This is a genomic window from Mesorhizobium sp. WSM4810 (assembly GCF_055811235.1).
The window spans coordinates 354769-380741 of sequence record NZ_JBVVQV010000001.1 but is presented as its reverse complement, the minus strand read 5'-3'; the positions used below and the strand labels follow the sequence as shown (position 1 = coordinate 380741).

Below are 25973 nucleotides of genomic sequence, written 5' to 3'. Positions count from 1 at the left end.
ATACGGGAGCACGCCTCGGGCTTGTGAGAAGACCAAGGCTTGAAAAGCGAGAGCCCGGATCACCGGGAAGCCAGGACCGGGCTCTCAATTTCGCCGCGCACCCACATCGATCCATGCCGCTTCACGACAGCAAAACCGTGTGCAGGCGAAATCAAGAAATCAAGGAAGTAGCTGAATGTCCGTTCGCATTGTAATTTCCGCTCTCGCCCTGGCGCTGCCTCTGGCAAGTTCAAGCCTCGCGCATGCCCAGGACAGCGCTGAAAAAGCCAAGGCGGTGACGGAAGAAGGCGGCAAGCATTTCGACGCGGAGGGAAATCCGACCTTCAAGATCGAAAACGGAGCCGTCGACTGGTACACGTTCAGCGGTTACCGCCGGTATCACTCCGATTGCCATGTCTGTCACGGACCGGACGGCACCGGTTCGAGCTATGCGCCGGCCCTGCTCAACAGCCTGAAAACAATGGATTACGCCACCTTCATCTCGATCGTCGCCGAGGGCCGCAAGAATGTCGGCGGCGGCAAGGAAAATGTCATGCCTGCCTTTGGCGACAACAAGAACGTCTATTGCTACATGGATGATCTCTACGTCTATCTGCGTGCCCGCGCCGACGGTGCGGCGCCGCGCGGCAGGCCGCCGAAGAAAGCAGACAAGCCACAGGCAGCGAAGGATGCCGAAGCATCCTGTATGGGTGGATGATATGATTGGCCGTGACGCGTTGAAGCTGTGTTTTGTCCTGCCGATGCTCGGCGCACTCGCCTTGCTGCCTGCCAACGCCCAGGCGCAGGACGCCGGCCTTGGTGCCGCGGGCGAACTGGTCGACCCAGACATTCTGCGCGTCTGCGCCGATCCTTCGAACATGCCGTTCACCGACGAGAGCGGCGAAGGCTTCGAAAACCGGCTGGCCGAACTGGTCGCCGCGAAAACCGGCCGAAAGTCCGTCGCCTATACATGGTTTCCTCTTGTCGCCGGCTTCGTGCGCAACACGCTGGCGGCCAACCGATGCGACATCATCATGGGCTATGCCCAGGGCGATGAACTGGTGCAGAACACCAACGCCTACTATCGCTCGTCCTATGTGCTGGTGCACCCGAAGGGCAACGGCATGGAAGGCGTCGAGACCATCGAGGATCCGAAACTCACCGGCAAGCGGATCGGCGTCGTCGAAAGCACACCGCCGACTGCCAACATGGCCGCCAACAAGCTCATGCGAACGGCAAAAATCTATCCGCTGGCGGTGGATACCCGCCTCACCCCCTCCATGGGGGAGGTCATGATCAAGGACATGCTCGCCGGCAAGATCGATGCGGCGGTCATGTGGGGACCGATGGCAGGCTACTATGCCAAGCAACTCGGCGCCGATCTCACGATCGTTCCGCTGGTGAAGGAAAAGACCGGCTCGCGCATGTCATACCGCATCACCATGGGCGTGCGTCCATCCGACCAGGAATGGAAGCGGACGCTCAACCGGGTGATCAGGGAAAACCAGGCGGAGATCACCAGGATCCTGCTGGACTACGATGTGCCGCTGATCGACGAACACGATAATCCGATCACGCAATGACGAGAAACGCATGAAGGGAAAGGAGACGATTTTGCTGGTTGCCGCGAGCCTTCTCGGTCTGACCGAACCGTTGTGGGCTGGCGATATCGCCGAGCCCGGCGGCTACCGGATGGACGACTATCGGGCGCCGGTGCCGCAGACGCTGCAGGGTGCGAAGGTCGTGACGACGGCGGAGGCGGAGGCGCTGTGGCGGGAGAAGAAGGCCGTGTTCTTCGACGTCATGCCGAACACGCCGAAGCCGGCCAATTTGCCGGCGGGAACGATTTGGAGAGCCAAGATCAGAAAGGACATCCCAGGCAGCACCTGGCTGGCCAATGTCGGTTACGGTGCTATCTCCGAGGAGACCGCCAACTATTTTCGCCAAGGCCTCGCGGCCGAAGCCGGTCCCGACAAGTCGCGTGCCATTCTGTTCTATTGCATGACGAATTGCTGGATGTCTTGGAACGCCGCGAAACGGGCCATCGAATGGGGCTACAGTTCGGTGATCTGGTATCCCTCCGGCGCCGATGGCTGGGAACGTGCCAACCTTCCGCTGGAGGAAAGGAAGCCTTATGTGATTAGCAATTGAGCATGCGCATTGTTATTTTCTTGTTTTTCGACTTTTCAGAACCTGCCGTTTCATTTGTCCATTTTGAGAGTTGATGGACGAACCATTGCAATGGTGCCCAGCAATGGTTGACTGAGAAAAGGATCGGCCCCTTCGGGCTGGTAGAAGAGGAGGTATGCCATGAAGAAGAGCTGGACAAAACCGACCATGTGCCAAGTTGCTGCGGGCTTCGAGATTTCGCGGTATCTGCCTGCTGAAATTACTCCCAAGAAGTAGGCCGCAGAGGTGCGTGTCCCCGGCAACGGGGACACGCACTGCATCTCGCGCGAGGTCTTCGTGAAAGGCTTTGATGCGTTCAATGCGGGCGCGAAGCCATTCGCGGTCGAAAATTTGCTGTTGGTTGAACAAGCCGCAGAGCGGGCATTGCAATGCGCTTGAAGATCATCGGCTCGGCGGCAGGCGGCGGCTTCCCGCAGTGGAATTGCAACTATCGCCTGAGCCGCGCGGCTCGCACCGGGATGGCTGGCGTGCATTCGCGAACCCAATCAAGCATCGCCGCCTCAGTGGATGGGGCCGGCTGGGTTCTCTTCAACGCCTCGCCCGATATCCGCCAGCAGATTGCGCAAACGCCTGAATTGCAGCCGGCGCAGGATGCGCCGTTGCGTTCGACGCCCATCCGCGCGGTGGTGCTGACCAATGCCGATGTCGATCATGTCGCCGGCCTGCTCAGCCTGCGTGAGCGGCAGCCCTTCGCCATCTACGCAACGACACAGGTGCTGGCGACGCTGGAAGCGAACTCGATCTTCAATGTCCTCGATCCAGCGCTCGTGCCGCGACGCATCTTGCCGCCGGCCGAAGAACTGGCGATATGCGACGCAGACGGCCACGACACCGGCGTGACTGTCGAGAGTTTTCCCGTGCCCGGCAAGATAGCCCTCTATCTCGAGGGAAGAAGCCGGCCGGAAGCCAATTTCAGTTCCGACGCCGGCGACACGATCGGCGTCCGTATCGGCGGTGCCGGCAGTCACGGCTCCGTCTTCTACATCCCAGGCTGCACGCGCATCGATGCAGCCCTGCGCACGCGCCTGGCCGATGCCGCCTGCGTCCTGTTCGATGGCACGGTCTACACCGACGACGAGATGATTGCCGCCGGCGTCGGCCAAAAGACCGGTGCGCGCATGGGGCATCTGGCCATGTCGGGAGACGAGGGGTCGATCGCCGGCCTGGCCGATGTGGGGATCGGCCGCCGTGTCTTCGTCCACATCAACAACACGAATCCGGTTCTGGACGAGAATTCGGCCGAGCACGCAGCGGTCAAAGCGGCTGGCTGGGAAGTCGCCCGCGATGGGATGGAGATGGAATTTTGAGTGATTTCCACGACGCGGCCAGGAACGGCCTGTCCTCCAGCGAGCTCGAAGCCGTGCTGCGGCAGGTCGGCGCCGAGCGCTATCACAACCGCCATCCTTTCCACCACAGGATGACCAGCGGTGCGCTGTCGAGGACCGAGATGCAGGCCTGGGCGCTGAACCGCTATTGCTACCAGGCCGTCATCCCGCGCAAGGACGCCATGATCCTCGCACATGCGCAGGACCCGGCGTTTCGCGCCGCCTGGCGCAAACGCATCGAGGACCATGATGGCGAGGACGGTTGGAGCGGCGGCATCGCGCGCTGGCTGCATCTGGCGACCTCGCTCGGCCTCGATGCCGATGACGTGAAGAGCGAAAGGCTGGCGCTGCCGGCGACACGTTTCGCGGTCGGCGCCTACCTCGCCTTTTGCACGAACCGGACGCTGTTCGAGGCGGTCGCATCGTCGCTGACCGAGATGTTCTCGCCGCTCATCATCGGCGAACGGGTCCCGGCGATGCTGGCCAAATACGATTACATCACCGAGGATACGCTGGCGTATTTCAGCCGACGGCCCGAACAGGCCTCGCGCGACGCCGACTTCGCCCTCGCCTACGTGCTCGGCCATGCCGACACGGCGGAACGCCAGCAGCAGGCGATCGATGCGCTGGTGTTCAAATGCGATATACTGTGGGCCATGCTCGACGCGCTTCAACACGCCTATGGCGAGCCCGGAAACATCCCGCCCGGCGCCTTCCGTCCGGAGCCAGCCCAATGATGGCGCTGCGCGAAAGAGCTTTGGTGTCGTCCCGATCGGTGCCGTCGCTGCCGAAGCACGTGCGCATACAGTACGATCCCGTGCGGCAGGCGTTCGCCGTGCTTTCGCCGGAAAAGGTGTTTTGGCCGAACGACATCAGCCTCGATATATTGCGCCGCTGCGATGGACGGTCCACGGTCGGCCACATCATCGCCGAGCTTGCCGCGGATTATGACGCCGAACAGGAGGCCGTGGCGGCCGACGTCGTCGCCTTCCTGCAAGAATGGTCGGACAAGCTGCTGGTAAAACTATGAGCGAGCCCCTTCTCCCTCCGATCGGCATGCTGGCGGAACTGACGCATCGCTGCCCGCTGCAATGCCCGTATTGCTCCAATCCGCTCGAATTGCTGAAGGCCAATCGCGAACTCGATACGCAGACCTGGCTCGACTTGTTCTCGCAGGCCGCCGATCTCGGCGTTCTCCAGGTGCATCTGTCGGGCGGTGAACCGACGCTGCGCCGCGACCTCGAGCAATTGATCGCCGGGCTTTCGGCGCGCGGCGTCTACACCAACCTGATCACCGCCGGCGTCGGCATTGCCGAAGGCCGCATCGAGGCGTTTGCCGAAGCCGGGCTCGACCATCTGCAGCTGAGCTTTCAAGGCGCACGGCCGGCGACCACCGACCGCATCGGCAATCACAAAGGCGGCCACGAAAAGAAGCTGGAGACGGCACGCCGCGCGCGCGCTGCCGGCCTGCCGCTTACCATCAACGCGCCGATCCATCGCCACAACATCGAGGAAGTGCCGGAATTCATCGACCTGGCGCTTTCTCTGGGCGCGGAGCGGCTCGAGATCGCCAACGTGCAGTATGCCGGCTGGGCGCTGACCAATCGCGATCAACTGATGCCCGAGCGCGCTGCGGTCGGCCGTCAGGCGGAGATCGTCGCGGCGGCGCGCGAACGGCTCACCGGCATCATGAACATCGATTTCGTCACGCCGGATTATTTCGCCATCTATCCCAAGCCGTGCATGGGCGGCTGGGCGCGCGACGCCTTCATGGTGGCGCCGGACGGCACCGTGCTGCCATGCCATGCCGCACAGACCATCCCGTCGCTCAGTTTTGAGCGTTTCGGCCCGCGCAGCCTGGCCGAAATCTGGACCGATTCGCCGGCATTCAACGCGTTTCGCGGCACCGACTGGATGCAGCAGCCCTGTCGCAGCTGCGAACGGCGTGAGATCGACTGGGGCGGTTGTCGCTGCCAGGCGATGGCGATTGCCGGCGACGCCGCCGCGACGGACCCGGCTTGCGCGAAATCGCCGATCCATGCGCGCATGGCCATGCTGATCGACGAAGCCCAGCGTGCTGCGGCAATTCCTTCGAACGACGAACAATTCGTCTATCGGCGGATCGGCGTCGTCACCGAGCCCGCCTGATCTCTTCCCCGGTCTCGCGCTCGCGCACCGCGTCGGCGAATGCCAGTGCGTCGCGATTGACCGCAATGTTGTGCACGCGAAAGATCGCAGCGCCCTTCAGCCGCAGGATGACGCTTGTTGCCGCTGTGCCGACGTCTCGCCCCTCGTCACTTCCGCCGACCAGGTGACGGGCAAGGCGCTTGCGTGACGTGCCGACGAGCAATGGAAAACCGAGCGCGCGCAATTCACCGAAGCGAGCCATGAGCTCGAGGTTTTCCTCGCCGTCCTTGGCGAAAGCGAAGCCGGGGTCGAGCACAATCCGCTCGTCCGGGATGCCGGCGTCGCGCGCGATCTCCAGCGATCTGTTCAGGAACAGGAACTGGTCGGCGATCACATCCGCCAGTTTTTCGCGGCCGCGCCCGGTGTGCATGATGACCAGGCCGGCGCCGGTTTCCGCCGCAACCTGCGCGATGTCTGGTTCGCGCTGCAGGCCATGCACGTCGTTGACGATATGCGCGCCCGCGGCGACCGCCAGCCGCGCCGTCTCGGCCCTGTAGGTGTCGACCGAAACCAGGCTGCCGCCGTCGGACGACAGCGCCTCGATGACCGGCAGGATGCGCGCTTGTTCCTCGCGCGCCGAGACGGCGCCGGCGCCGGGCCGAGTGGATTCGCCGCCGACATCGATGATCGCCGCGCCCTCGCCGATCATGCGCCGCGCCTGCTGCAGCGCCCGCTCCGGCCGGTCGAAGTCTCCGCCGTCGGAGAAACTGTCCGGCGTGACGTTCAAAATCCCCATCAGCAACGATTGCGCGCCAAGATCGAGATACCGTCCATGAGCAAGCTGCCAGCGCGTCATGCGTCAACCTTTTTCATCTCATTTCATATCAGATGCAATTCGCGACAAGATTGTCACTCACACGAACCCGGTTTCCCCATCTACCTATGCTCGCGAAACAAAAGGAGCGTAGCAATGACCAGGGAAACGATCAGCTTCACTTACACGACCTATATTGTCTCGACACCGGGAAAGGTGTTCGAGGCCATAACCAAACCGGACCTCGCACGGCGCTACTGGGGCCACGAGAACGTCTCCGACTGGAAGCCCGGCTCGAGCTGGCAGCACATCCGCGCTGATGACGAACGGACCGTCGAGCTCGTCGGCAAGGTCGTCGAGGTGTCGCCGCCGACCCGTCTCGTCATCACCTGGGCAAACGCTTCGCAGGCGTCCGATCCGACGAGCTACAGCCGGGTGACCTTCGAGCTCGAGGAATACGAGGCCATGGTCCGGCTGACCGTCAGCCATGACGACCTCGAAGCCGGCAGCGGCATGGCGAACGGCATCAAAAAGGGTTGGCCGATCGTCCTCTCCAGCCTGAAATCCTTCCTCGAAACGGGTCAGGCGATCGATGTCTTCGCCAGGCCGCGCGCGTCGGAACTGGCGGCCTGATCCAGAACAAAGGACCGAGCAGATGAGCACTCTGTACACCGGCGGATGCGCGTGCGGCGCGGTCCGCTACGAGGCAAAGGCAGCCCCGATCTTCGAAAACCACTGCCAATGCCGCGATTGCCAGAAAAGAAGCGGCACCGGTCATGGATCCTATCTGACGTTTGCGTCGCGAGCGGACGTGGCGATCACCGGCACGACGACGGACTGGCGTGTCGCGGCGGACAACGGAAATGTCAAAATCCATTCCTTCTGCCCGGTCTGCGGAACCCCGGTTTACCTGACGTACACCGCCATGCCGGACCCGATCACGGTCCATGCCGCAAGCCTTGACGATCCAGGCCGGTTCAATCCGACCGTGGTGACCTACGGTATCCGGGCCCTCCCCTGGGACAAGATGGAAACCGGGCTGACGACGTTCGAGAAGATGCCGCCAGGCTAACCGGCCGGCGGCAGGGACAGACGCGCACAGGCAGAAAGGAAAATAGTGCATTGTCACCGTAATTCGCGGTTGGGCCCATGACACTCAGCGATTGCCGTACTCCTCATGGCGGCGCCACCACGCCTGGGGGAACTCGAGGCCGTTCTCGTTCCTTTCCCACGGAGCCAGGTCGAGGAAACGGTAGACCCCCATAAACGCCTCGGTGCCACGGGCGTAGGTCGAGTAGGTGTGGTAGACGGCACCGTCCTGGAGCGCGAAGACGCTCATTCCCTCCTTCTGCGGCTCGGCCCTGTCGACATGCTGATAGTTGTAGTCGGCGCCGTCTCTCTGCTGCTCTTCGGTGAAGGCGGGGCCGAAGTCGTATTTGAAATCGCTCCCGAGCGAGGAAACCCACGGGAAGCGCCAGCCCATTTGCTGCTTGTAGTCCTGGATCTCCGGCAACGGGGCGATCGATTCGCAAACCAGGGGAATGTCGCGGCCGTTCAAGTGGGGGATGACGCAGTCGAAGTGATCGGCGATCAAGGAGCATCCGGTGCATCCTTGGCGCTCCTCGGTGAGCCGGTATCCGTAGCCGAACATGAAATGATAGACAAACAGCTGCGAGCGCCCCTGGAAGAGGTCGGCCAGCGAGGCGCTGCCCTCCTCGGTCTCTAACAGATACTCCTTGTCGATCCGAACCCAGGGCAGCTCCTGTCGCTGTCGCGCCAGTTCGTCGCTCTGCCGCATGAGCCGTTTCTCCGCCTCGAGCAGTGCGAGCCTCGCTCCGAGCCATTCCTCCCGTGTTCCGGTCTTGTGTTTCGTCATCGCTTCTGTCCCCTTCCTCGGGGATTTTCCTTTCCGTTTCTCGAAACAACTTGTTGCGTCAGGCGTTAAACTCAATGCCGGAGGCGAAACATGGCAGCTGGATGTGGCGGTTTCGTTTGGAGGGCAGCATGAAATCGCCGACAGTGAGGATTATGGCCGCCGCCGATGAAGATCCGGCGATCGGAACAATCGTGCTGGCGTTTGCAGCCGATCCCATGGCGCGATGGACCTGGCCGCATGCACACCAGTACCTTGCGGCCATGCCGCGACTGGTCCGCGCGTTCGGGGCCAGGGCATTCTCAAACGGAAGCGGCTTTTGCACCGATGGCTATGTCGGGACGGCGCTGTGGCTGTCGCCCGGTGTGCATCCCGACGAGGAAGGGCTTGGTGCGCTTGTCGAGAGCACGGTTGCGCCCTCCCTTGCCCCTGAAGTCGCCGCTATATTCGAGCAAATGGCCAAGTACCACCCGACTGAACCGCATTGGTACTTGCCCGCGATCGGCGTCGACCCGGCGCATCAGGGCGAAGGTCACGGCGACGCCTTGATGGCGTACGCGCTCGCGCAGTGCGATCGCGATCACGCGCCCGCCTATCTGGAATCCTCGAACCCGCGCAACATTCCGTTCTACCAGCGCCACGGCTTCGAACCGCTCGGCGCGATCCAGATCGGTTCATCGCCGACGCTCGTCCCGATGCTGCGGCGACCGCGTTGAGCCAGGCAGGGCAGACGAGCGAAGCGTCAGCCGCCATCCCGTGGTGTCGGCGCAAGGGTATTTCGGTGAAGGGCATTTCGGTGACAGCGGACTTTTTGCCGTGCTCGGCTCTCGCTGTGTGTAGAAGGCATCGCTCGACTTGCGTTGCCGCGCCGCCGATGTCGCTACCTGGGCGGCGGGTGGCAGCGAAGCGCTTCTGGAACGGATTGCCAAGCAAACCGAAAAGCCGTGAAATCGGGAAGACGCGGCCAGGCGGGGAAGTTGCGGCCCAGGAATTACGATCCTGACGCCAGACCAAGCGTTTGGCGCGCCTCGTTGACGGTGGCCACGCGCCGGCCAAACTTCTCGACTGAGGCCGCCGCGCGTTCGACAAGCTCGGCGTTGCTGCGCGCCAGGCGTTCCCTGGTGATCCTGATGTTATCCTCAAGTCCGGTGCGCACTGCGTCTGCTGCGCGCGCCAACGCCCATTGCATTACGATCGTCTGGTTGCGGCCTATTCCGGCCGCTGTCCAGGTGGACTGTGGAAACAGGAGTTTCGCTTCCCTGAGGAGCACATCGAGCAATCTCTCCTCCGCAGGCAGTGCGTTTTGCACGCCCATGACAAACTGGATGTGCGGTCGCTCACCCAAAAGTCCCGCGTCGGCCAGCCGCCTGGCAGCGTGAAGGTGCGAGAGGTCGAAGATCTCGATCTCGGGCAGCACGCCATTTGCCTTCATCGCGGTTGCGAGATCACCGATCAGGGCGGGATGGTTCTCGTAGACGATGGATGGGAAGTTGACCGAACCGGTCGAAAGCGAGGCCATGTCCGGCTTCAGATAAAGTGCCGAGCCACGCGCGGCAGGATCACGACCGCGCCCGCCGGTCGAAAACTGGACGATCATGCCGGGGCAGTGCCTGCGCACCCCCGCCTGAACGGCAGCGAAGCGCGTTGGTTCGGACGATGAACTCTGATCGTCATTGCGCACGTGGATGTGCACCAGCGACGCACCTGCTTCAAAGGCTTCCTGGGTCGACTCGATCTGTTCGGCCACGCTGATCGGCACCGCAGGATTGTCTTCCTTGCGCGGCAGCGAGCCGGTGATCGCAACGGCGATGATACAGGGTTCAGGCATGGCGATAAACTATCCGTCTATCTGGTCCATGAGCCAGCGGATCGCGAGCGGATAGCCCGCGGCGCCGAGCCCCGCGATCACGCCGGTGGCGACCTTCGATACCAGCGACCGATGATAGATCTCCTCGCGGCGATGGATGTTCGAGATATGCAGTTCGACGATCGGGCCCGGAAACATTTTGAGCGCATCGAGCACCGGGATCGAAACAAAACTCAAACCCGCGGGATTGATCAGAATGCCCGCGCCGTCGTCGATCGCCTCATGCACCCAATTGACGATTTCACCCTCAATGTTCGACTGGTGAAAACGGACCGGATGGTCGCCGGCGGCGTCACGGCACATCCGCTCGATTTCTGCGAGTGTCGTCCGCCCATAGATCTCCGGCTCGCGCATGCCGAGCCGGTTGAGATTGGGGCCGTTGAGAACGAAGATTGGCTTGGTCATGGTCCTATCCTTGATAGCCCAGCAGGCGCGGCAGCCACAGCACCAGCGATGGGAAGAAGGTGATCAGCATCAGGGCGGCAATCATGGCGTAGAGAAACGGCATTACGTCGTGCACCAGGTCGCGCAGCGGCACCTCTGCGATGCGGGTCATGATGAACAGCAGCAACCCGTAGGGCGGGGTGACGAGCCCGAGCATGATGTTGACGACGACCATTACGCCGAAATGCACCATGTCGACACCGAGCGCCTGCGCCGTCGGAATCAGCACCGGCACGATTACCAGCAGGATAGTCGTGCCCTCCAGCACGCAGCCCAGGAGCAGCAGTAGGATGTTGACCAGGATCAGGAAACCCATCGGCGAAAGATCCCAGGACTTCAGGATCACCGACAGGGACTGCGGAATGTTCTCAACCGTGACAACGTAGTTGAACACCAGGGCGCCGGCGATGAGCATGCCGATCGAGGCGGTGGTGCGGGCGCTGTTGAGAAGCGCATGGTAGAGCTGGCCCGGCGTCACGCTGCGATAGATCGCGACCGAGATGAGCAGCGCGTAGCCGGCGGCGACCGCCGCGGCCTCGGTCGGGGTCATCACGCCGCCCCTTATGCCGACCAGCAGAACGACCGGCAGCATCAGCGCCGGAAATGCGCGCAAGGTGATCCCCGGTAATTCCCTGAGCGGCACCGGCTTCTCGACCGGAAAGTTCTTCCGGCGCGCGTCGATGGCGACGATGATCATCTGCGACAGGGCGAGAAGAAGGCCCGGCACGATACCGGCGATGAAGAGGTAGCCGATCGATGCATCCGAGATCAGCGCGTAGATGACCAGCGGAATCGACGGAGGAATGATCGGGCCGATGACGGAGGTGACGGCTGTCAGCGCAGCGGCATAGCTCGCCGGGTACTTGCCATCCCTGGTCATGAGTTGCTGCATCATCTTGCCGGTGCCCGCGGCGTCGGCGATGGCCGAGCCGGACATGCCGGCGAAGATGATCGACTGCAGCACGTTGACTTGCGCGAGGCCGCCGCGGAAACGGCCGACAACGGCGTTGCAGAATTGCAGCAGCCGGTCGGTCATGGTCCCGGCGTTCATCAACTCCGCGGCGAGAATGAACATCGGTACGGCAAGCAGTATATAGCTTGTGTAGAGCCCGTTGAGGAGCTGCTCGGCCGAGGTGCCCATGTCGAGCCCTGCAAGCCAGAGATAGAGGATCGACCCGGCGATCATCGAGTGACCGATCGGCAGGCCAAGCAGGGCCAGCGCTGTGATCGCAACGACTGACAGCGAAAAGGGGCTCGCGAGATTCATACGCCGGAGCTCGCTTTCGTGGGGTCGAATTCCGCCGGCGCTTCGCCGCGCAGAGCACGCCACGCCAGCCACAGGTAACGGGCGATCACGGCGACCACGAAGACGAGATAGATCGAGAACAGCCAGTCGAAGCGTATCTTGAGGTAGGCGGTGCTCTCGACCTTCATGAAGGTCACGTAGCTGAAGACGGCCGGAAAGGACCAGCCATAGAGCGCGACGAGAGCGATTGCGAAGGCAAGCGTCATTACCCGCCTGATGTCCGGACCGACTGTGGCGTAGAGGAGATCAAAACGGATTTCCTCTTCTTCACGAACGACGAACGCTGCGCCGAACAGCACAACCCAGATCCAGAGTACGACGGTGAGCTCGTTGCTCCAGCCGGTCGGCCAGTTGAGAAGGTAGCGAAAAGCAACCTGCAGCAGAAACGCGGCGAACATGGCGCCGATTGCGATGGCGATGGCGTTCTCGGCGCGCCGGTAGAGCCAGCCGCCGACCTTTCTCAATCCCGGGTTCATGATGCCTCCCTGACGGGCGTCTGGCCAAACCGGCCAGCCGGTCGCAAGCGGACCGGCCGGCGCGTTCGTCGCGTCAAAGCGCGTTGATCTTGTCGACCATCCCGGCAGGCCATTCCTTGGCCAGGTCGGAGGCAAGATATTGCTCCTGCACATGCTTGCGGAATGCTGCGACATCGGGTTCGTAGATCTTCAGGCCCTTGCCCTTGAATGTTTCAACGAGTTCCTTCTCGCGCGTCAGGTGTTTCTCTGTCGAGAAGTCGATCGCCTTGTCCGCCGCGGCCTGGACCTTTGCCTGCTTCTCGGCCCCCATCTCGTCCCACACCTTTTTCGAGATGCTGAGAAGGTCGAATCCGACAAGGTGCGAGGTAAGCACGATCTGCGACATGACCTCGTAGAACTTCATGTTCTCGACGTTGGGCAACGGATTGTCCTGCCCGTCGATTGCGCCTGTCTGCAGGCCGGTATAGACCTCGGCATAGGCCATTGGCGTAGGGTTCGCACCAAGCGCCTGGCCGAGGAACTGCCAGGCGTCGCCACCCGGCATACGCAGCTTGATGCCTGCCATGTCGGCGGGAGTCTTGATTTCCTTGTCCGGCTTCAGACCGACCTGGCGCAGACCGAAATAGGTTGGGCCGAGCACCCTCACGCCGAGCTGGTCCTCGGTCATCCTCTTCAGCTCCGCACCGGCATCGCTGGCAAAGAACGCCTTCACGTGCGCGGCGTCACGGAACAGGTAGCCGGCGGTGACGATAGACCACGCCGGAATCTGCTTGGAGATGTCCTGCGGGGCGACGTTGCCCATCTCGAGGTTGCCGCGCTGGATGGCGACAAGTTCGGTGCCCTGCTTGAACAGGTTGCCGCCGTAATAACCCTCGAAGGCAAAGTCGTCCTTGATGGCGTCGGCGAACATTTTCATCATCTCGGCCCGGATGTCCTGTTCCGAGAACACGGCCGAGAAACGCAGCTTCGGCTTGTCCTGCGCGAAGGCGGGAACGGCGGTCGCGGCGGCGAGTGCGCCGGCGGCGACCATGAACAGGCGTCGGTTGATTTCAGCTTTCATGTCGATTTCCTCCCTATGGTCTTCATATGGTTATAGACGTCATTGCCTTCATGCGGCGGCCTCGAAGTGATCTGCCATGGCGCGGCGGTCGGCCTTGCGCCCGGTGAAGAGTTCGAACGCGCGGACGGCCTGATAGATCGCCATGCCGATGCCCGGCAGCGTTCTGCAGCCGATCGTTCGGGCGGCCACCAGCAACTCTGTTTCGGTCGGAAAGTAGATTATGTCGGCGACCCATTTTTCGGCTGTCAGAAGAGCCGTGTCGAACGGTGTTCCGGGGTATTTCGCCATGCCCACCGGCGTCGTGTTGACGATGCCGTTTGCCATGCGCACGGCTGCGGCCGGGTCCGGCCAGGTCTCGACGCGACCGCCGAACAAGGCGCCCATGCGCGACGCAAGATCCGAGGCGCGACCGGGTTGGCTGTCGAGGACGAACAGCCGGCCAACGCCCATTTGCATCAGCGCGTTTGCGACTGCGGCGCCCGCTCCGCCGGCGCCGAACATCGCGACACTGCCCATCGATGCGCCTGTCATCGCTTCGCGAAAACTCTCAGCGAAACCCCAGCTGTCGGTGTTGTGGCCTTCCTTGCGTCCGCCAGCGAAGACGACCGTATTCACCGCGCCTATCGCGCGCGCTTCCGGCGACAGCGCATCCAGGACGGGAATGACAGCCTGTTTAAACGGATGCGTGACGTTGAGGCCGTGAAAGCCGGCAATTTCCGCCGCCGCGATCAAGTCGCCGATCGCCGCGTCCGGAAATCCTAGCCGATCGAAATCGAGCAAAAGGTACGAATAGCCGATGCCGAGGCGCCGGGCTTCCCGCTCGTGCATGCCGGGCGTGCGCGAGGACTGAATACCGCGTCCGACAAGGCCGATCACGACCTTTTCGCTGTGGCCGCTGGCGGCGCCCTTGTGCTCGTCGGCAAGACGGCAAAGCAGGTCGACAAGGCTGTCGCCCATCTCCCGAAATTCCTCCCTGTGCGGGCCGCCTCCCTGCCCAAATGCGGCAATTCCTGGATCGCCCTTGTGTTCACGCCAAACGCGCCGGTAAATGAGCCGGTCGCGATTTGCGAATGATGTACTAACTGGTTAGTTTAGTCAAATGCCGGCTGCGCCGGGGCGGGAACTCAAACTGCATGGCCGTTATCAAGAAAGAACGAAAGCCGAAGCCGGACGCGAGCACGACGCGTATCCAGGACCCTGAGGGCACGCGCCGCAACATCCTGGAGATCGCCTCCAAGGAGTTTGCCCTGAACGGTTTGTCGGGCGCGCGCATAGACGAGATTGCGGCGCGCACACGCTTCAGCAAGCGCATGATCTACTACTATTTTGGCGATAAAGAAGGCCTCTACCTGCGCGCGCTCGAGAACGCGTATCGTCAGGTGCGCGAGGGCGAGGCTCAACTTGATATCAAAGGTCTGCCCCCCGTGGCGGCACTGACGCGCCTGGTGGAGTTCACGTTCGACCACCATCACCGACATGAGGAATTCATCCGCATGGTGATGATCGAGAACATCCATCACGGCCAATACCTCCAACAATCGGATGCGATCCGCGAACTGAACGTGACGGCGATCGACCACATCTCTCGCATCTATTCACGCGGTGTCGAAGAGGGGGTCTTCCGGCCGGGACTCGACGCGATCGAACTCCATTGGCAAGTAAGCGCGCTGTGCTTCTTCAACGTTTCCAATCGCACCACCTTTTCGATGATCTTCGGACGCGACTTCGGCGCGCCGGCACAACTCGAGCGGCTCAAACGCAACAGCGTGGAGATGCTGTTGCGTTTTGTCGCGAAGGACGAAGCTCCCGCAGAACGCTGAGCGGCCGAAACTTGCGGTGCTGCCAGCGTTGCCTTAGTTATGTACGAACTGGTTCGTTCACGACAAACCAGGGAGGAGGCGCGTTTGAAGACGTCGATCGCGACGGTGTCGATCGCCGGTGACCTGGCGGAGAAATTCGCGGCAATTTCCGCCGCGGGCTTCGACGGTGTCGAAATCTTCGAGAACGATTTCCTCGCCTTTGACGGCTCGCCGCGCGACGTCGGCCGAATGGCTGGTGACACAGGTCTGACCATAACGCTCTTCCAGCCGTTTAGGGATTTTGAGGGGTTGCCGGAGCCGCAGCGCAACCGCGCCTTCGATCGTGCCGAGCGCAAGTTCGACGTCATGCAGGAACTCGGCACCGATCTGATGCTGGTATGCTCGTCGGTGTCGCCGGTCTCGCTTGGCGGGATCGACCGGGCGGCCATGGACTTTCGCGAGCTTGGCGAGCGCGCCGCCAGGCGCGGTCTGCGCGTCGGCTACGAGGCATTGGCCTGGGGGCGTCACGTCAACGATCATCGCGATGCGTGGGAAATCGTGCGCAGGACTGACCATCCCAACGTCGGGCTGGTTCTCGATTCCTTCCACACGCTGGCCCGCAGGATTGAACTCGGCTCCATCCGTTCGATACCCGCGGACAAGATCTTCATTGTCCAACTCGCCGACGCGCCGCTGATCGAAATGGACTTGCTGTATTGGAGCCGGCACTTCCGCAACATGCCAGGCGAAGGTGATCTGCCGGTGCGACAGTTCATGCAAGCGGTCGCGGCAACCGGTTATGACGGCTATCTGTCGCTCGAGATTTTCAACGACCAATTCCGTGGCGGGTCGGCAAAGGCGATCTCCGTGGACGGACGGCGTTCGCTCGTATGGTTGATGGATCAGGTGCGGCGTGAAGAACCGGCACTTGAGATGGCCATCCCGCCAATGCCCGACCGCATCGGGGTTGCAGGGGTCGAGTTCATCGAGTTCGCGGCCGATCGCCAGGACGCCGGACAGCTTGGATCGCTGTTGCGCATGCTCGGCTTTGTCGAGGCCGGTCGACACGTCTCCAAGGAGGTCACGCTCTACCGCCAGGGCGAGATCAATATTGTCATCAATACCGAGCGGCAGGGCTTTGCCCATTCTTCCTTTGTTGTCCATGGCACGTCGGCATACGCGATGGGCCTGAAGGTCGAGGACGCCGCCGCCACGGTGGCGCGCGCCGAGGCGCTGGGCGCGGAGATCTTTCACCAGCGGGTCGGGCCCGGCGAGTTGTCGATCCCTGCGATCCGCGGCGTCGGCGGCGGACTGATCTACTTCCTCCATGCCAAGACCGACCTGGCGAAGGTCTGGGACATAGAGTTCACGCCGGTCACGTCGGCAAGTTCCGGCAATGGCGTCGGCCTCACCCGTATCGATCATGTCGGGCAGACCATGGCACAGGAGGAGATGCCGAGCTGGCTGCTGTTCTATGTCTCGATCTTCAGGACGACCAAGACCCCGATGGTCGACATCGTCGATCCGGCCGGCCTCGTGCGCAGCCAGGTCATCGAAGGTCTGGACAAGCGCTTCCGCCTCACGCTGAACGGCGCCGAGAGTCACCGCACCCTGGCCGGCCATTTCATCGCCGAAACCTTTGGTTCCGGCGTCCAGCATCTGGCACTCGCGACGGATGACATCTTTGCGACGGCGGCGAAGTTGCAGGCCAACGGCTTCGAACCGCTTCAGATATCGATGAACTACTACGACGACGTAGAAGCGCGCTTCGGTCTGGATCCGGAGGTCGCCGATCGGTTACGCTCGGCCAACATCCTTTATGACCGCGACGACAACGGCGAATTTTTTCAGCTCTATGCGCCGACATTCGGAGAGGGATTCATTATCGAGTTCGTTGAACGGCGCGGCGCGTATGCAGGCTATGGTGCGCCGAACGCACCATTCCGCATCGCCGCGCAAAAACGGCTGATGCGGCCCAAAGGAATGCCAAAGCTATGACAAGTATGAACTTTGCTCGCATCAATGGCGCGACGATCCACTACCGGCATCGTCCCGAAACTGGCAGGCCGACGGTCGTCTTCGCCAACTCGCTCGGCACGGATATGCGCATCTGGAACGAGGTCGAGCGAAGGCTGGCCGACGACTGTACATCCGTTGCGTTCGACAAGCGCGGACACGGCCTGAGCGAACTGGGTGGCGCGCCGCAAACAATCGAGACCCATGCGACGGACCTTGCAGGGCTGCTCGACCATCTTGGCGTAAAGCGCGCGGTGATCTGCGGGCTTTCGATCGGCGGCGTCATTGCGCAATGCCTTTACAAGACGCGGCCGGATTTGATCGAGGGATTGATCCTTTGCGATACGGCAGCGAAAATCGGTACGGCCGAGATGTGGAACGGGCGCATCAACGCGACCCTGTCGGAGGGCATCGCCAGCTTTGCCGACGACGTGATGCGAAAATGGTTCACGCCGGATTTCCATAAGAATCGCGGCGAGGAACTGGCGGGTTATAAAACGATGCTGACGCGCCAGGATCCGGCCGGCTACGCCGCTGCCTGCGCGGCTATCCGCGACGCCGATTTCACCGCGACGACCGCAGCGATCAAAGTGCCGACACTCTGCATTGTCGGCGATCAGGACGGATCGACGCCGCCTGAACTGGTGGAATCGCTGGCCCGCTCAATCCCTGCCGCACGGTTCGAGGTCATCTCCGGTGCGGGCCACATCCCATGCGTCGAGCAGCCGGAAAGGCTCGCCGGGCTGATCCGTGGCTTCCTGAACGACATGCCAAGAGAGCGCAAATGAGCAAGCCACGACACGGCGACCGATACGTCGAAGGGATGGCGACGCGCCGTTCGGTGCTGGGTGACGCCCATGTCGACCGCGCAGAGGCGGCCAAGACCGAATTCGACATTCCTTTCCAGGAACTGATCACGGAGGCTGCGTGGAGCCACGTCTGGTCGCGGCCTAACATCACCAGGCGCGAGCGTTCCATGATCACCATCGCGCTGCTCGCCGCGCTGAAGCAGGACGAAGAGGTTGCGATGCATATCCGCGCCAGCGTCAATACCGGGGTGACGCGCGACGACATACGCGAGGCGCTGCTGCATGTGGCAATCTATGCCGGGGTGCCGGCGGCAAATCATGCGATGAAGATCGCCAGGAAGACGTTCGACGAAATCGACGCTCAAGCCGGCTAATCATGACCAAGTCGCGCTTTCCCGCCAACCGCACGCCGGAGATCGGCGCCTTCTTTCCGCGCGACCGCAACTGGCATCCACCGGCCTTCACGCCGGCCTACAAGACGTCCGTGCTGCGCTCGCCGCAACGGCCGCTTCTTTCCCTCGACAACACGCTGTCGGAGCTTACCGGGCCGGTCTTCAACCAAAGTATTCTCGGTGAACTGGACAATGACCTCATACACAATTTTGCCGGGCCGGGCGAAAGCGCGATCGGGTCGCGCATCCTCGTCTATGGCCGCCTGCTCGACGAGCGCGGCATCGGCGTCGCCGGTGCGTTGCTGGAGGTATGGCAGGCCAACGCCGGCGGACGCTATCGACACAAGAAGGAGACTTATCTCGCGCCACTCGATCCGAACTTCGGCGGCTGCGGCCGCACGATCACCGGCGAGGATGGCTCCTATTGTTTCCGCACGATCCAGCCGGGGCCATATCCCTGGCCCAACGGACCCAACGACTGGCGTCCAGCGCACATCCATTTCTCGATCTTCGGGCACGGCTTCGCGCAGCGCCTGATCACCCAGATGTATTTCGAGGGCGACCCGATGATCTGGAGGTGCCCGATCGTGCGGACCATCAACGACCGCCGCGCTATTGAAGGCCTCACCGCCGCACTCGACATGGAGGCAACGATACCGATGGATGCGCGGGCATACAAATTCGACATTGTACTGCGCGGCCGCCGCTCGACGCTGTTCGAAAACCGCATCGAGGGCAACTGATGGTCCAGGCTCTCGGCCGGCTGAAGGAAAGCGCCTCGCAGACCGCGGGACCCTATGTCCATATCGGGCTGACGCCCAACTTTGCCGGTATCTCGGGCGTCTATGAACGCGACCTAGGCACCGCGATGGTCAACGACAAGACCAGGGGCGAACGCATCAGGGTCAATATCCGGGTGATCGACGGCGCCGGCTCGCCGCTGAACGACGCACTTGTGGAGATCTGGCAGGCGGACGCCGCCGGCATCTACAATTCGCCCTCGGATCTGCGCGGCTCCGCCGACCCGAACTTTACCGGCTGGGGCCGGCTGCCCACCGACATGACGACGGGCGAATGCCTGTTCGAAACCATCAAACCCGGTCGCGTGCCGTTTTTTGACGGCCGCAAGATGGCGCCGCATTTGACGGTCTGGATCGTCGCGCGTGGAATCAACATTGGCCTTCACACCCGCATGTATTTCGGCGATGAGGAAACCGCCAACGCCGAGGATCCCGTCCTGATGCGCATTGAGCAGAAAGAGCGCGTGTCAACGCTGGTCGCGCCGCGCGATGGCGACATCTACAAGTTCGACATTCATCTCCAGGGCATCAACGAGACGGTCTTCTTCGACATATGATCGCAGCATTCGACAATCCCCTCCTGTCCGGGCTTCTCGGCGATGAGAAGATGGCGACGCTGCTCGGCGTCGAGGCCGAACTTGCGACGATGCTGCAATTCGAGAAGGCGCTCGCCGACGCAGAAGCTGCGCTCGGCATCATCCCGGCGGCTGCAGCAAGCGTCATCGGGCGCGTCCTCGACAACTTCCGGCCGGAAATCCAGGCCCTGAGAGACGCAACGACGCGCGACGGCGTCATGGTGCCGGAGCTCGTGCGGCAGATCAGGCATGCTGTCGGAGAGCCGCATTCGCAGCATGTGCATTTCGGTGCGACCAGCCAGGACGTGATCGACACGGTGATGATCCTGAGAATTCGCGCCTGTATCGAGCTGTTGGAAGAACGGCTTTCGGCTCTGGTGGTCGCCTTCGCCGATCTCGGCCATCGGTTTGGCGATCGCACGCTGATGGCCCGAACCCGCATGCAGGCAGCAATTCCGATTTCCGTAGCCGACCGCGTCGCAAGCTGGCGCGAACCGCTCGTGCGCCACCATGAGCGGCTTCAATCGGTGCGGGGATCGGTTCTCGTCGTCCAGTTCGGCGGCACCGCCGGGACACTCGAGAAGTTTGCAGACAAGGGCGCCGCCGTCCGTGCCGCGCTGGCCCGGCAGCTAAGCCTCGGCGACGCGCCGCAATGGCACAGCCAGCGCGACCGCATCGCTGAGCTGGCCAACTGGCTGTCGCTTGTGACGGGCGGCCTCGGCAAGTTCGGGCAGGACATTGCGCTGATGGCGCAGGCAGGCGACGAGCTGCAAAGGGCGGGCGGCGGTTCGTCGTCCGCCATGGCGCACAAGCGCAATCCCGTCGACGCCGAGATGCTGGTGACGCTTGCCCGCTACAACGCGGTCCAATTGTCGGGAATGCATCATGCGCTGATCCATGAGCAAGAGCGCTCCGGTGCAGCCTGGACGCTGGAATGGTTGATCCTGCCGCAGATGCTCATGGCGGCTGGAGCATCGACCTGTGTCGCGGACAGGCTGGTCAGAACCATAGCGGCAATCGGAGGCAAGGTCGACTGATCCCACTAATGCATGTCGCGCAAAAGAGTGCAGCGGTTTTGCGACAACGACATGCATAAAAACAACAACCTAAAGCGCGTCGCATGAGGCCGGTCAAACGCGACGCGCTTTAGGCGGCTCACGCCGTGGATCTTGCGATTTGGCCGTCTGCGCTTACCACTTGGTCAGAAGATCAAGCGATCACGTGAGTTACCACCAGCCACACTGAGCGCTCTCGCAGGCATCGAGTGGGTTGGAAATGGCCGTGCCCTGGTTTGCCGACAATTGTGCGGCCATACCCATGGCGACAGCTTTCCAGCCATCATCCAGCGTCACCTCGACCGGCCCTTCGCCTCGCAGGGCGGCGCAGAACCTCTGATGCTGATAGAACGTCGAGCCGTTGTGATCGCCGGCCGTCAACAATTGCGGGTCGACCGGGATCTCGACGGTGTACGGTCCCTGCGCAAAGCGTGGGCTGACGATCAACTGCGGCGTCGGCGCCGCGCCGAGATGGGCTGGCCAGAAGCGGCCGGGACCCGGCACCAGGCATTCGACTTTACCTCGCGCACCGACGGCGCTGATCTCCTCCTGATAGCGGCTGCCCTCTGCATACATGCACAGTTCCAGCATGGCGCGCGCGCCGCTGGCGAAATCGACCAGCACGTAGCCGCAATCCCAGATATCGGGTGTTTCGCCATCATAATTTTCGTCGAGATGGTTCACTTCCTGTCCGGCCGACGCCATGATTCTTACCGGTTCCGATTTCAGGATTAGCCGCATGAGATCGAAGAAATGGCAGCATTTTTCGACGAACGTGCCTCCCGATCGACGGTTGAAGCGGTTCCAGTGGGCCACCTTGTCCAGGAACGGGTAGCGATGTTCGCGGATTGTCAGCATCCGGATGCCGCCGGTGGCGTTCTGCGCCTGCTCGATGAATCGAGCGACCGGCGGCATATAGCGGTATTCCATCGCGACCCAGACTGGTGCGGTATAGGTCGCGGCGAACGCCTTCACCGCGGCTGCGTCGACCGGATCGGTGAAAAGCGGCTTCTCGACCAGGATGGGCAGCGCACGGATAGCAGCGATTTCCTTGAGCTGCGCGAAATGCACATAGTTCGGACTGGCGATGAGCAAGCAGTCGACGCGCGGATCGGCCGCCACCTCCGCGACCGAGCCGGCGATCGACGCTTTCGGGGCGAGGACTGCCGCGCGTGCGCGCATCATCGCGTCGGGCTCGATGATCGCCGCGACCCCGACATCGGGCAGCAGCGCGATATTGCGAAGATGCTCCTGCCCCATCATGCCGCAGCCGATGATGCCGTAGGAAATGTGCTTCGCCATATCCGTTCCCTATCGCAGCCGCGCGACATAGCGCGCGACGCCATGATCAAACCAGGTCCTGGAAAACTCCGCGCTGGCGCCGTCCTGCATCCAGCCGGTACGCTCGATGAAGCCGGCGGCAGCGCCCGGCGCGAGGCCGAATTCTGGCAGCGCCCATCCCGGCACCTGGCCGACCCCGACGCGGTCCTCTGCACGCAAGATCCAGAAGCCGAGCGCCTTGCGGTAGTAGAGATAGAGCGAATCCGACAGTTCTTCGATAGCAACCGTCTCCACACGGGCACCGTCGAGCCAGATCTCCTCCAGCGCCGCCGGCTTGCCGCTGAGGCTCCGCAGCCGCCTTATTCTATGGGCCTCGCTGCTCGACCCGAACACCGGCAGGTCCATCGGTTTCGCCAGCCGATCGACTGACAGAACGCGCGCCGTCGGCAGCCCGCCTCCCTCCAGGAGTTCCAGCCGGAACATGGAATAGACACTGGCCACGTCAGGTTGCGAACGTACGTAGTTGCCGGAACCCTGGATGCGACTGAGCAAGCCCTTGCGCTCGAGATCGCCGAGCGCCTTGCGCAAAGTACCGACCGCTATTCCGAGCCCCGCAGCCATGTCGCGCTCCGGCGGAAGCTTTTCGCCCTCAATCATCCGCCCGGCCGCGATCTCGCGAATCAGCAATTCGCTGACCTGCTGATGCATCGGAAGCGCATAGGCGTTTCTGGACGTGGTCACATTGTCTCCAACGCAAAATTGATACACTATTGATCTACACAAACACGAATGATATGCAACAGGGAAATCCAGTCTCTGACAACGAGGAGTGCCGACATTGACGGTCGTTCCGGTGACGTCCGCAGATCTCGATACTGCTGAAGTGTCGTGGTTTTCCGCTTTGTGCTCCGATGATTTCCGCTATCTCAGCGTACCGGATGGCGCGCTGCGGTCGAGTTGGGAGCACTGCTCCGATATCGTCAAGACAGCCGAAGGACTGGGCTTTCGCAATATCCTGTGCCCCTCGTCCTATCAGGTCGGCCAGGATACTCTGTCCTTCGTGGCGGGCTGCGCTCCGATAACCTCGACGATCAACCTTCTCGCGGCGGTGCGTTGCGGCGAAATGCAACCGATCATGCTGGCGCGCACGCTCGCAACGCTCGACCACATGCTGAAGGGCAGATTGACTGTAAATGTCATCTCTTCCGACTTTCCCGGCGAACTCGCCGACAGCCGCTTCCGCTATCAGCGTTCGCGCGAGGTCATCGAGATCCTGCGTCAGGCCTGGACGCGCGATGAAATCAACCATCAGGGCGAAGTCTACCAATTCGGGAAAGTAACCGCCGATCCCGCAAAGCCCTACCAACAGAATGGCGGGCCGCTACTCTATTTCGGCGGCTATTCGCCCGACGCGCTCGAACTCTGCGGCGCACAGTGTGACGTGTATCTGATGTGGCCGGAGGCGAAGGACGTGTTGGCGCACCGCATGCGTGATGTTCACGAGCGTGCAGCCGCCCATGGCCGCACATTGGATTATGGCCTGCGCGTCCACGTGATTGTGCGCGACACCGAAGCCGAAGCCCGCGAATATGCCGAGGAACTGATTTCGAAACTCGATGACGAGCAGGGCAGCGTTATCCGCGGCCGCGCACTGGACGCGACATCCCTGGGCGTCGCGCACCAGGCAAAGAACCGCGCCGGCGCCGACGCACAAGGCTATGTCGAGCGGCATCTGTGGACCGGCGTTGGCCGCGCACGCTCCGGTTGCGGCGCCGCGATCGTCGGCTCGACCGATCAAGTCATGTGCGAGATCGAGGAATACCGGAAAATGGGCATCCGCGCCTTCATCTTCTCCGGCTATCCGCATCTCGACGAGGCCCTGTCCTTCGGCAAGCGCGTGCTGCCGAACATCAACACCTGCTCGCTGCCGCATGTCTATGGCCGGGTGCCGGAAATCACCCCGGCGACTCCGCTCGGAACCGGGGAGCGGCGATGATGATGCTGCGAAGGCGCGTCAACGAGATTGAAGCTTCCACCGCAGCCCTTGGCCAGGAGGGCGCCTGATGTACCACTTCCTCAACCCCGAGCAGCAACCGATGAAAAGCTTCGTGCCCGGCCCCGACCGCAAGCGCGAGTTCCGCGACGCGCTCGGCCGGTTTGCGACCGGTATCACCGTCGTCACCACGATGACGCCTGATGGTCCCGTCGGCATCACCGCGAACAGCTTTGCATCGGTGTCCCTCGACCCGCCGATCGTGCTCTGGTCGATCGGCCGGCATTCGAGGCGCTTTGCCGCCTTCGCTGGTTGCGAGCATTTCGCGGTTCATGTCTTGGGCGCGGAGCAGATCGAGCTGAGCCAGCGCTTCGCTCGCGCCGGTCAAGCCTTCGACGGCCTCCCGCACGACCTGAACGATGCCGGCGTGCCGCTGCTGGGTGACTGCCTGTCGCGGTTCGAATGCGTGCGGATCTCCGGGCATGAGGGCGGCGACCATTTGATCGTCGTTGCCCGCGTAACCGCCGCGACCTTGCGAGACGGCGAACCTCTGCTTTTCTTCGGCGGAGGTTACGGACGCTTCGAAGACGGTTCGAACGTGGCCACACCGATGTAGCGATGGCCTGGCCCGGACAGCGGTGTGAACCATACGTCTCAGGCGCGAACCGGGCCGGTCGACTGGCGTTGCACGATATGGCAGGCGAATTCGATACGGCGCGGCGGCAGGTCCCCGCCGAGATCGGCGAGCAGGAGGTCGAGCGACGCCGCGCCGATCTCGCGCATCGGGATATGCATCGTCGTGAGGGGCGGGTTTTGGAAAGCTGCCTGCGGAAGGTCATCCATGCCCATGACCGACACGTCGGCAGGCACCTCGTAACCCGACTTCCGGATCGCCATCATCGCGCCGATAGCGAGACTGTCGCCCGCGGCGAGCACGGCTGTGAAATCGAGGCCACGCGCCTCGATGCGCCGCGCAATCGCTTCCGCCGCAAGGTCCGGCAGCCAATCCGCCACCTCCACGGCCAGGTCGCCGGCCGCCAGGCCGCACTGTCGCAGTGCATCCTGCCAGCCCTCGAAGCGACGCTCGATCGTGCGCCGCCCGCGTCGCATCAGGAACAGGATGCGCCGGTGGCCGAGGTCGAGCAGGTGCTGCGTCGCGAGATGCGCCGCCGAGCGGTTGCATGGCGTCAGGCTCGAATGGTGCATCGCCGGGTCGTCGCCGTTTATGAGCACGATCGGCTTGCCGAAACCGCCGGTCAGCGTCAGCACCGCCTCGTCGTCAAGCGTCAGAAACAGGCAACCGACGACGCTCTTGTCTTGCCTGGCCTCATTGAGCAGCGCGATCTGCTCACCGGCGTCGGCGATCGAGCGCGACACCAGCTCGACACCGAGAGTTTTTGCGCGCTCGTTCAGTCCGTCGAGCACATAGAAGGTGAACTGGTTGCGGCCATAGTCGATCCTCGCAGCGTTGCTTGCGGCGAGGATCACCTTGCGGCCGGCGATCGACGTGGGGATCGTGTAGTTCAACTTCCTGGCGGTTTCGATGATCGTCGACCGAAGGTCGCCGCGCACGCCCTTGCCGCCAGCAAGCGCCCGCGACGCCGTGCTGACGGATACGCCACAGCGCGCGGCGACGTCTTCGAGCCGCACGCGCCGGCTGGGCGTGCCGCGCTTCCCGCTTTCGACCTTGACGACCATAGGCTGTTTCCTCACCAGGCCTTCATGCTGCAAAAAAATTTCAGATTGCGCAATAAAAATTCCTGTGGCACCCATTTGCCCGACATCGCGCAAA

Annotated in this window: 31 protein-coding genes; 19 read left to right on the top strand and 12 right to left on the bottom strand. The window is 62.5% G+C overall.

Features of this window, described 5'->3' with window-relative positions; all coding sequences use genetic code 11:
* Positions 1-175 precede the first annotated feature (175 nt).
* The 3 genes from AC0L3O_RS01815 to AC0L3O_RS01805 are packed head-to-tail and all read left to right on the top strand — an operon-like array spanning position 176 to position 2130.
* On the top strand, positions 176-697 hold the full coding sequence (locus tag AC0L3O_RS01815) for a c-type cytochrome, methanol metabolism-related (protein WP_023797676.1): 522 nt from the start codon (positions 176-178) through the stop codon (positions 695-697).
* A gap of 1 nt (position 698) precedes the next feature.
* Entirely contained in the window at positions 699-1562 is an 864-nt protein-coding gene (locus AC0L3O_RS01810; RefSeq protein ID WP_473534463.1) for a quinoprotein dehydrogenase-associated putative ABC transporter substrate-binding protein, read from the top strand.
* A gap of 10 nt (positions 1563-1572) precedes the next feature.
* The gene (locus AC0L3O_RS01805) at positions 1573-2130 is read left to right on the top strand and encodes a PQQ-dependent catabolism-associated CXXCW motif protein (RefSeq protein WP_473534462.1); all 558 of its coding nucleotides are present in this window, start codon (positions 1573-1575) and stop codon (positions 2128-2130) included.
* Positions 2131-2180: 50 nt separating this feature from the next.
* Here AC0L3O_RS01805 and AC0L3O_RS01800 read toward each other — a convergent pair whose 3' ends face one another.
* Positions 2181-2642 (bottom strand): hypothetical protein, encoded by a 462-nt coding sequence (locus AC0L3O_RS01800; RefSeq protein WP_473614742.1) that lies wholly within the window; start codon positions 2640-2642, stop codon positions 2181-2183.
* Between AC0L3O_RS01800 and pqqB the strand changes: the two genes are divergently transcribed.
* From pqqB to pqqE, 4 genes are read left to right on the top strand one after another with little or no spacing between them, the layout of a single operon-like run.
* Positions 2538-3476 carry a pyrroloquinoline quinone biosynthesis protein PqqB gene (gene pqqB / locus AC0L3O_RS01795; protein ID WP_473614628.1) on the top strand — a complete coding sequence of 313 codons (939 nt, stop codon included), beginning with the start codon at positions 2538-2540 and terminating at the stop codon, positions 3474-3476. The two genes, AC0L3O_RS01800 and pqqB, sit on opposite strands and share 105 nt — an antisense overlap.
* Complete coding sequence (gene pqqC, locus AC0L3O_RS01790; RefSeq protein ID WP_023797670.1) at positions 3473-4231, top strand: pyrroloquinoline-quinone synthase PqqC; 759 nt, start codon at positions 3473-3475, stop codon at positions 4229-4231. Before pqqB ends, pqqC begins: the two co-directional genes overlap by 4 nt.
* Positions 4228-4524, top strand: coding sequence for a pyrroloquinoline quinone biosynthesis peptide chaperone PqqD (pqqD, locus tag AC0L3O_RS01785; RefSeq protein WP_023797669.1), 297 nt, complete (start codon positions 4228-4230; stop codon positions 4522-4524). Before pqqC ends, pqqD begins: the two co-directional genes overlap by 4 nt.
* The gene (gene pqqE, locus AC0L3O_RS01780; RefSeq protein WP_473614627.1) at positions 4521-5642 is read left to right on the top strand and encodes a pyrroloquinoline quinone biosynthesis protein PqqE; all 1122 of its coding nucleotides are present in this window, start codon (positions 4521-4523) and stop codon (positions 5640-5642) included. The genes pqqD and pqqE overlap by 4 nt, the downstream gene beginning before the upstream one ends.
* Here pqqE and folP read toward each other — a convergent pair.
* Entirely contained in the window at positions 5626-6477 is an 852-nt protein-coding gene (gene folP, locus AC0L3O_RS01775; protein ID WP_473534459.1) for a dihydropteroate synthase, read from the bottom strand. The genes pqqE and folP overlap by 17 nt on opposite strands.
* A gap of 114 nt (positions 6478-6591) precedes the next feature.
* Between folP and AC0L3O_RS01770 the strand changes: the two genes are divergently transcribed.
* Together AC0L3O_RS01770 and AC0L3O_RS01765 are read left to right on the top strand one after the other, a co-directional pair.
* A complete protein-coding gene (locus AC0L3O_RS01770; protein WP_473534458.1) occupies positions 6592-7068 on the top strand; it encodes an SRPBCC family protein in 477 nt (158 codons plus the stop codon).
* A gap of 22 nt (positions 7069-7090) precedes the next feature.
* Complete coding sequence (locus AC0L3O_RS01765; protein WP_287259086.1) at positions 7091-7507, top strand: GFA family protein; 417 nt, start codon at positions 7091-7093, stop codon at positions 7505-7507.
* Between the two features lie 84 nt (positions 7508-7591).
* Here AC0L3O_RS01765 and AC0L3O_RS01760 read toward each other — a convergent pair whose 3' ends face one another.
* Complete coding sequence (locus AC0L3O_RS01760) at positions 7592-8311, bottom strand: DUF899 domain-containing protein (RefSeq protein WP_473614625.1); 720 nt, start codon at positions 8309-8311, stop codon at positions 7592-7594.
* 128 nt (positions 8312-8439) lie between these two features.
* On the opposite strand from AC0L3O_RS01760, the gene AC0L3O_RS01755 reads away from it, so the two are divergent.
* Entirely contained in the window at positions 8440-9024 is a 585-nt protein-coding gene (locus AC0L3O_RS01755; RefSeq protein ID WP_128166377.1) for a GNAT family N-acetyltransferase, read from the top strand.
* Between the two features lie 275 nt (positions 9025-9299).
* Here the strand turns inward: AC0L3O_RS01755 and AC0L3O_RS01750 are convergent, their stop codons facing one another.
* The 6 genes from AC0L3O_RS01750 to AC0L3O_RS01725 form a co-directional block, all read right to left on the bottom strand.
* On the bottom strand, positions 9300-10136 hold the full coding sequence (locus tag AC0L3O_RS01750) for a 3-oxoadipate:acetyl-CoA acetyltransferase (protein ID WP_473614624.1): 837 nt from the start codon (positions 10134-10136) through the stop codon (positions 9300-9302).
* Between the two features lie 9 nt (positions 10137-10145).
* Positions 10146-10580, bottom strand: a complete 435-nt coding sequence (locus tag AC0L3O_RS01745; protein WP_128246274.1) for a type II 3-dehydroquinate dehydratase — start codon at positions 10578-10580, stop codon at positions 10146-10148.
* Positions 10581-10584: 4 nt separating this feature from the next.
* The gene (locus tag AC0L3O_RS01740; RefSeq protein ID WP_128166371.1) at positions 10585-11886 is read right to left on the bottom strand and encodes a TRAP transporter large permease; all 1302 of its coding nucleotides are present in this window, start codon (positions 11884-11886) and stop codon (positions 10585-10587) included.
* Positions 11883-12401, bottom strand: a complete 519-nt coding sequence (locus AC0L3O_RS01735; protein WP_091595709.1) for a TRAP transporter small permease — start codon at positions 12399-12401, stop codon at positions 11883-11885. The genes AC0L3O_RS01740 and AC0L3O_RS01735 overlap by 4 nt, the downstream gene beginning before the upstream one ends.
* Positions 12402-12474: 73 nt before the next feature.
* Complete coding sequence (gene dctP / locus AC0L3O_RS01730) at positions 12475-13461, bottom strand: TRAP transporter substrate-binding protein DctP (protein ID WP_287259083.1); 987 nt, start codon at positions 13459-13461, stop codon at positions 12475-12477.
* A 48-nt stretch (positions 13462-13509) separates the two neighbouring features.
* Positions 13510-14418, bottom strand: coding sequence for a shikimate dehydrogenase (locus AC0L3O_RS01725; RefSeq protein WP_473614622.1), 909 nt, complete (start codon positions 14416-14418; stop codon positions 13510-13512).
* A gap of 176 nt (positions 14419-14594) precedes the next feature.
* Between AC0L3O_RS01725 and AC0L3O_RS01720 the strand changes: the two genes are divergently transcribed.
* The 7 genes from AC0L3O_RS01720 to AC0L3O_RS01690 all read left to right on the top strand — a co-directional run bounded on the left by AC0L3O_RS01720 (position 14595) and on the right by AC0L3O_RS01690 (position 20889).
* The gene (locus AC0L3O_RS01720) at positions 14595-15281 is read left to right on the top strand and encodes a TetR/AcrR family transcriptional regulator (RefSeq protein WP_473614621.1); all 687 of its coding nucleotides are present in this window, start codon (positions 14595-14597) and stop codon (positions 15279-15281) included.
* Positions 15282-15365: 84 nt separating this feature from the next.
* On the top strand, positions 15366-17258 hold the full coding sequence (locus tag AC0L3O_RS01715) for a bifunctional sugar phosphate isomerase/epimerase/4-hydroxyphenylpyruvate dioxygenase family protein (protein ID WP_473614620.1): 1893 nt from the start codon (positions 15366-15368) through the stop codon (positions 17256-17258).
* A 5-nt stretch (positions 17259-17263) separates the two neighbouring features.
* On the top strand, positions 17264-18064 hold the full coding sequence (gene pcaD, locus AC0L3O_RS01710) for a 3-oxoadipate enol-lactonase (protein ID WP_473614731.1): 801 nt from the start codon (positions 17264-17266) through the stop codon (positions 18062-18064).
* Positions 18061-18459, top strand: coding sequence for a 4-carboxymuconolactone decarboxylase (gene pcaC / locus AC0L3O_RS01705; RefSeq protein WP_473614618.1), 399 nt, complete (start codon positions 18061-18063; stop codon positions 18457-18459). Before pcaD ends, pcaC begins: the two co-directional genes overlap by 4 nt.
* 2 nt (positions 18460-18461) lie before the next feature.
* Positions 18462-19220, top strand: coding sequence for a protocatechuate 3,4-dioxygenase subunit beta (gene pcaH, locus AC0L3O_RS01700; RefSeq protein ID WP_473614617.1), 759 nt, complete (start codon positions 18462-18464; stop codon positions 19218-19220).
* Positions 19220-19834: a protocatechuate 3,4-dioxygenase subunit alpha gene (pcaG, locus tag AC0L3O_RS01695; protein WP_128166355.1), complete on the top strand. Its 615-nt coding sequence runs from the start codon at positions 19220-19222 to the stop codon at positions 19832-19834. Before pcaH ends, pcaG begins: the two co-directional genes overlap by 1 nt.
* Positions 19831-20889, top strand: coding sequence for a 3-carboxy-cis,cis-muconate cycloisomerase (locus tag AC0L3O_RS01690; protein ID WP_473614616.1), 1059 nt, complete (start codon positions 19831-19833; stop codon positions 20887-20889). Before pcaG ends, AC0L3O_RS01690 begins: the two co-directional genes overlap by 4 nt.
* 189 nt (positions 20890-21078) lie before the next feature.
* Here AC0L3O_RS01690 and AC0L3O_RS01685 read toward each other — a convergent pair whose 3' ends face one another.
* Complete coding sequence (locus AC0L3O_RS01685) at positions 21079-22209, bottom strand: Gfo/Idh/MocA family protein (protein WP_473614614.1); 1131 nt, start codon at positions 22207-22209, stop codon at positions 21079-21081.
* A gap of 9 nt (positions 22210-22218) precedes the next feature.
* On the bottom strand, positions 22219-22896 hold the full coding sequence (locus AC0L3O_RS01680; RefSeq protein WP_473614730.1) for a GntR family transcriptional regulator: 678 nt from the start codon (positions 22894-22896) through the stop codon (positions 22219-22221).
* Positions 22897-23026: 130 nt separating this feature from the next.
* Between AC0L3O_RS01680 and AC0L3O_RS01675 the strand changes: the two genes are divergently transcribed.
* Both AC0L3O_RS01675 and AC0L3O_RS01670 read left to right on the top strand, forming a co-directional pair.
* Complete coding sequence (locus AC0L3O_RS01675; protein WP_473614613.1) at positions 23027-24184, top strand: LLM class flavin-dependent oxidoreductase; 1158 nt, start codon at positions 23027-23029, stop codon at positions 24182-24184.
* 67 nt (positions 24185-24251) lie between these two features.
* Positions 24252-24797 (top strand): flavin reductase family protein, encoded by a 546-nt coding sequence (locus AC0L3O_RS01670; protein ID WP_023797645.1) that lies wholly within the window; start codon positions 24252-24254, stop codon positions 24795-24797.
* A gap of 38 nt (positions 24798-24835) precedes the next feature.
* Here AC0L3O_RS01670 and AC0L3O_RS01665 read toward each other — a convergent pair whose 3' ends face one another.
* Positions 24836-25879 carry a LacI family DNA-binding transcriptional regulator gene (locus tag AC0L3O_RS01665; protein ID WP_473614611.1) on the bottom strand — a complete coding sequence of 348 codons (1044 nt, stop codon included), beginning with the start codon at positions 25877-25879 and terminating at the stop codon, positions 24836-24838.
* Positions 25880-25973: the final 94 nt, after the last annotated feature.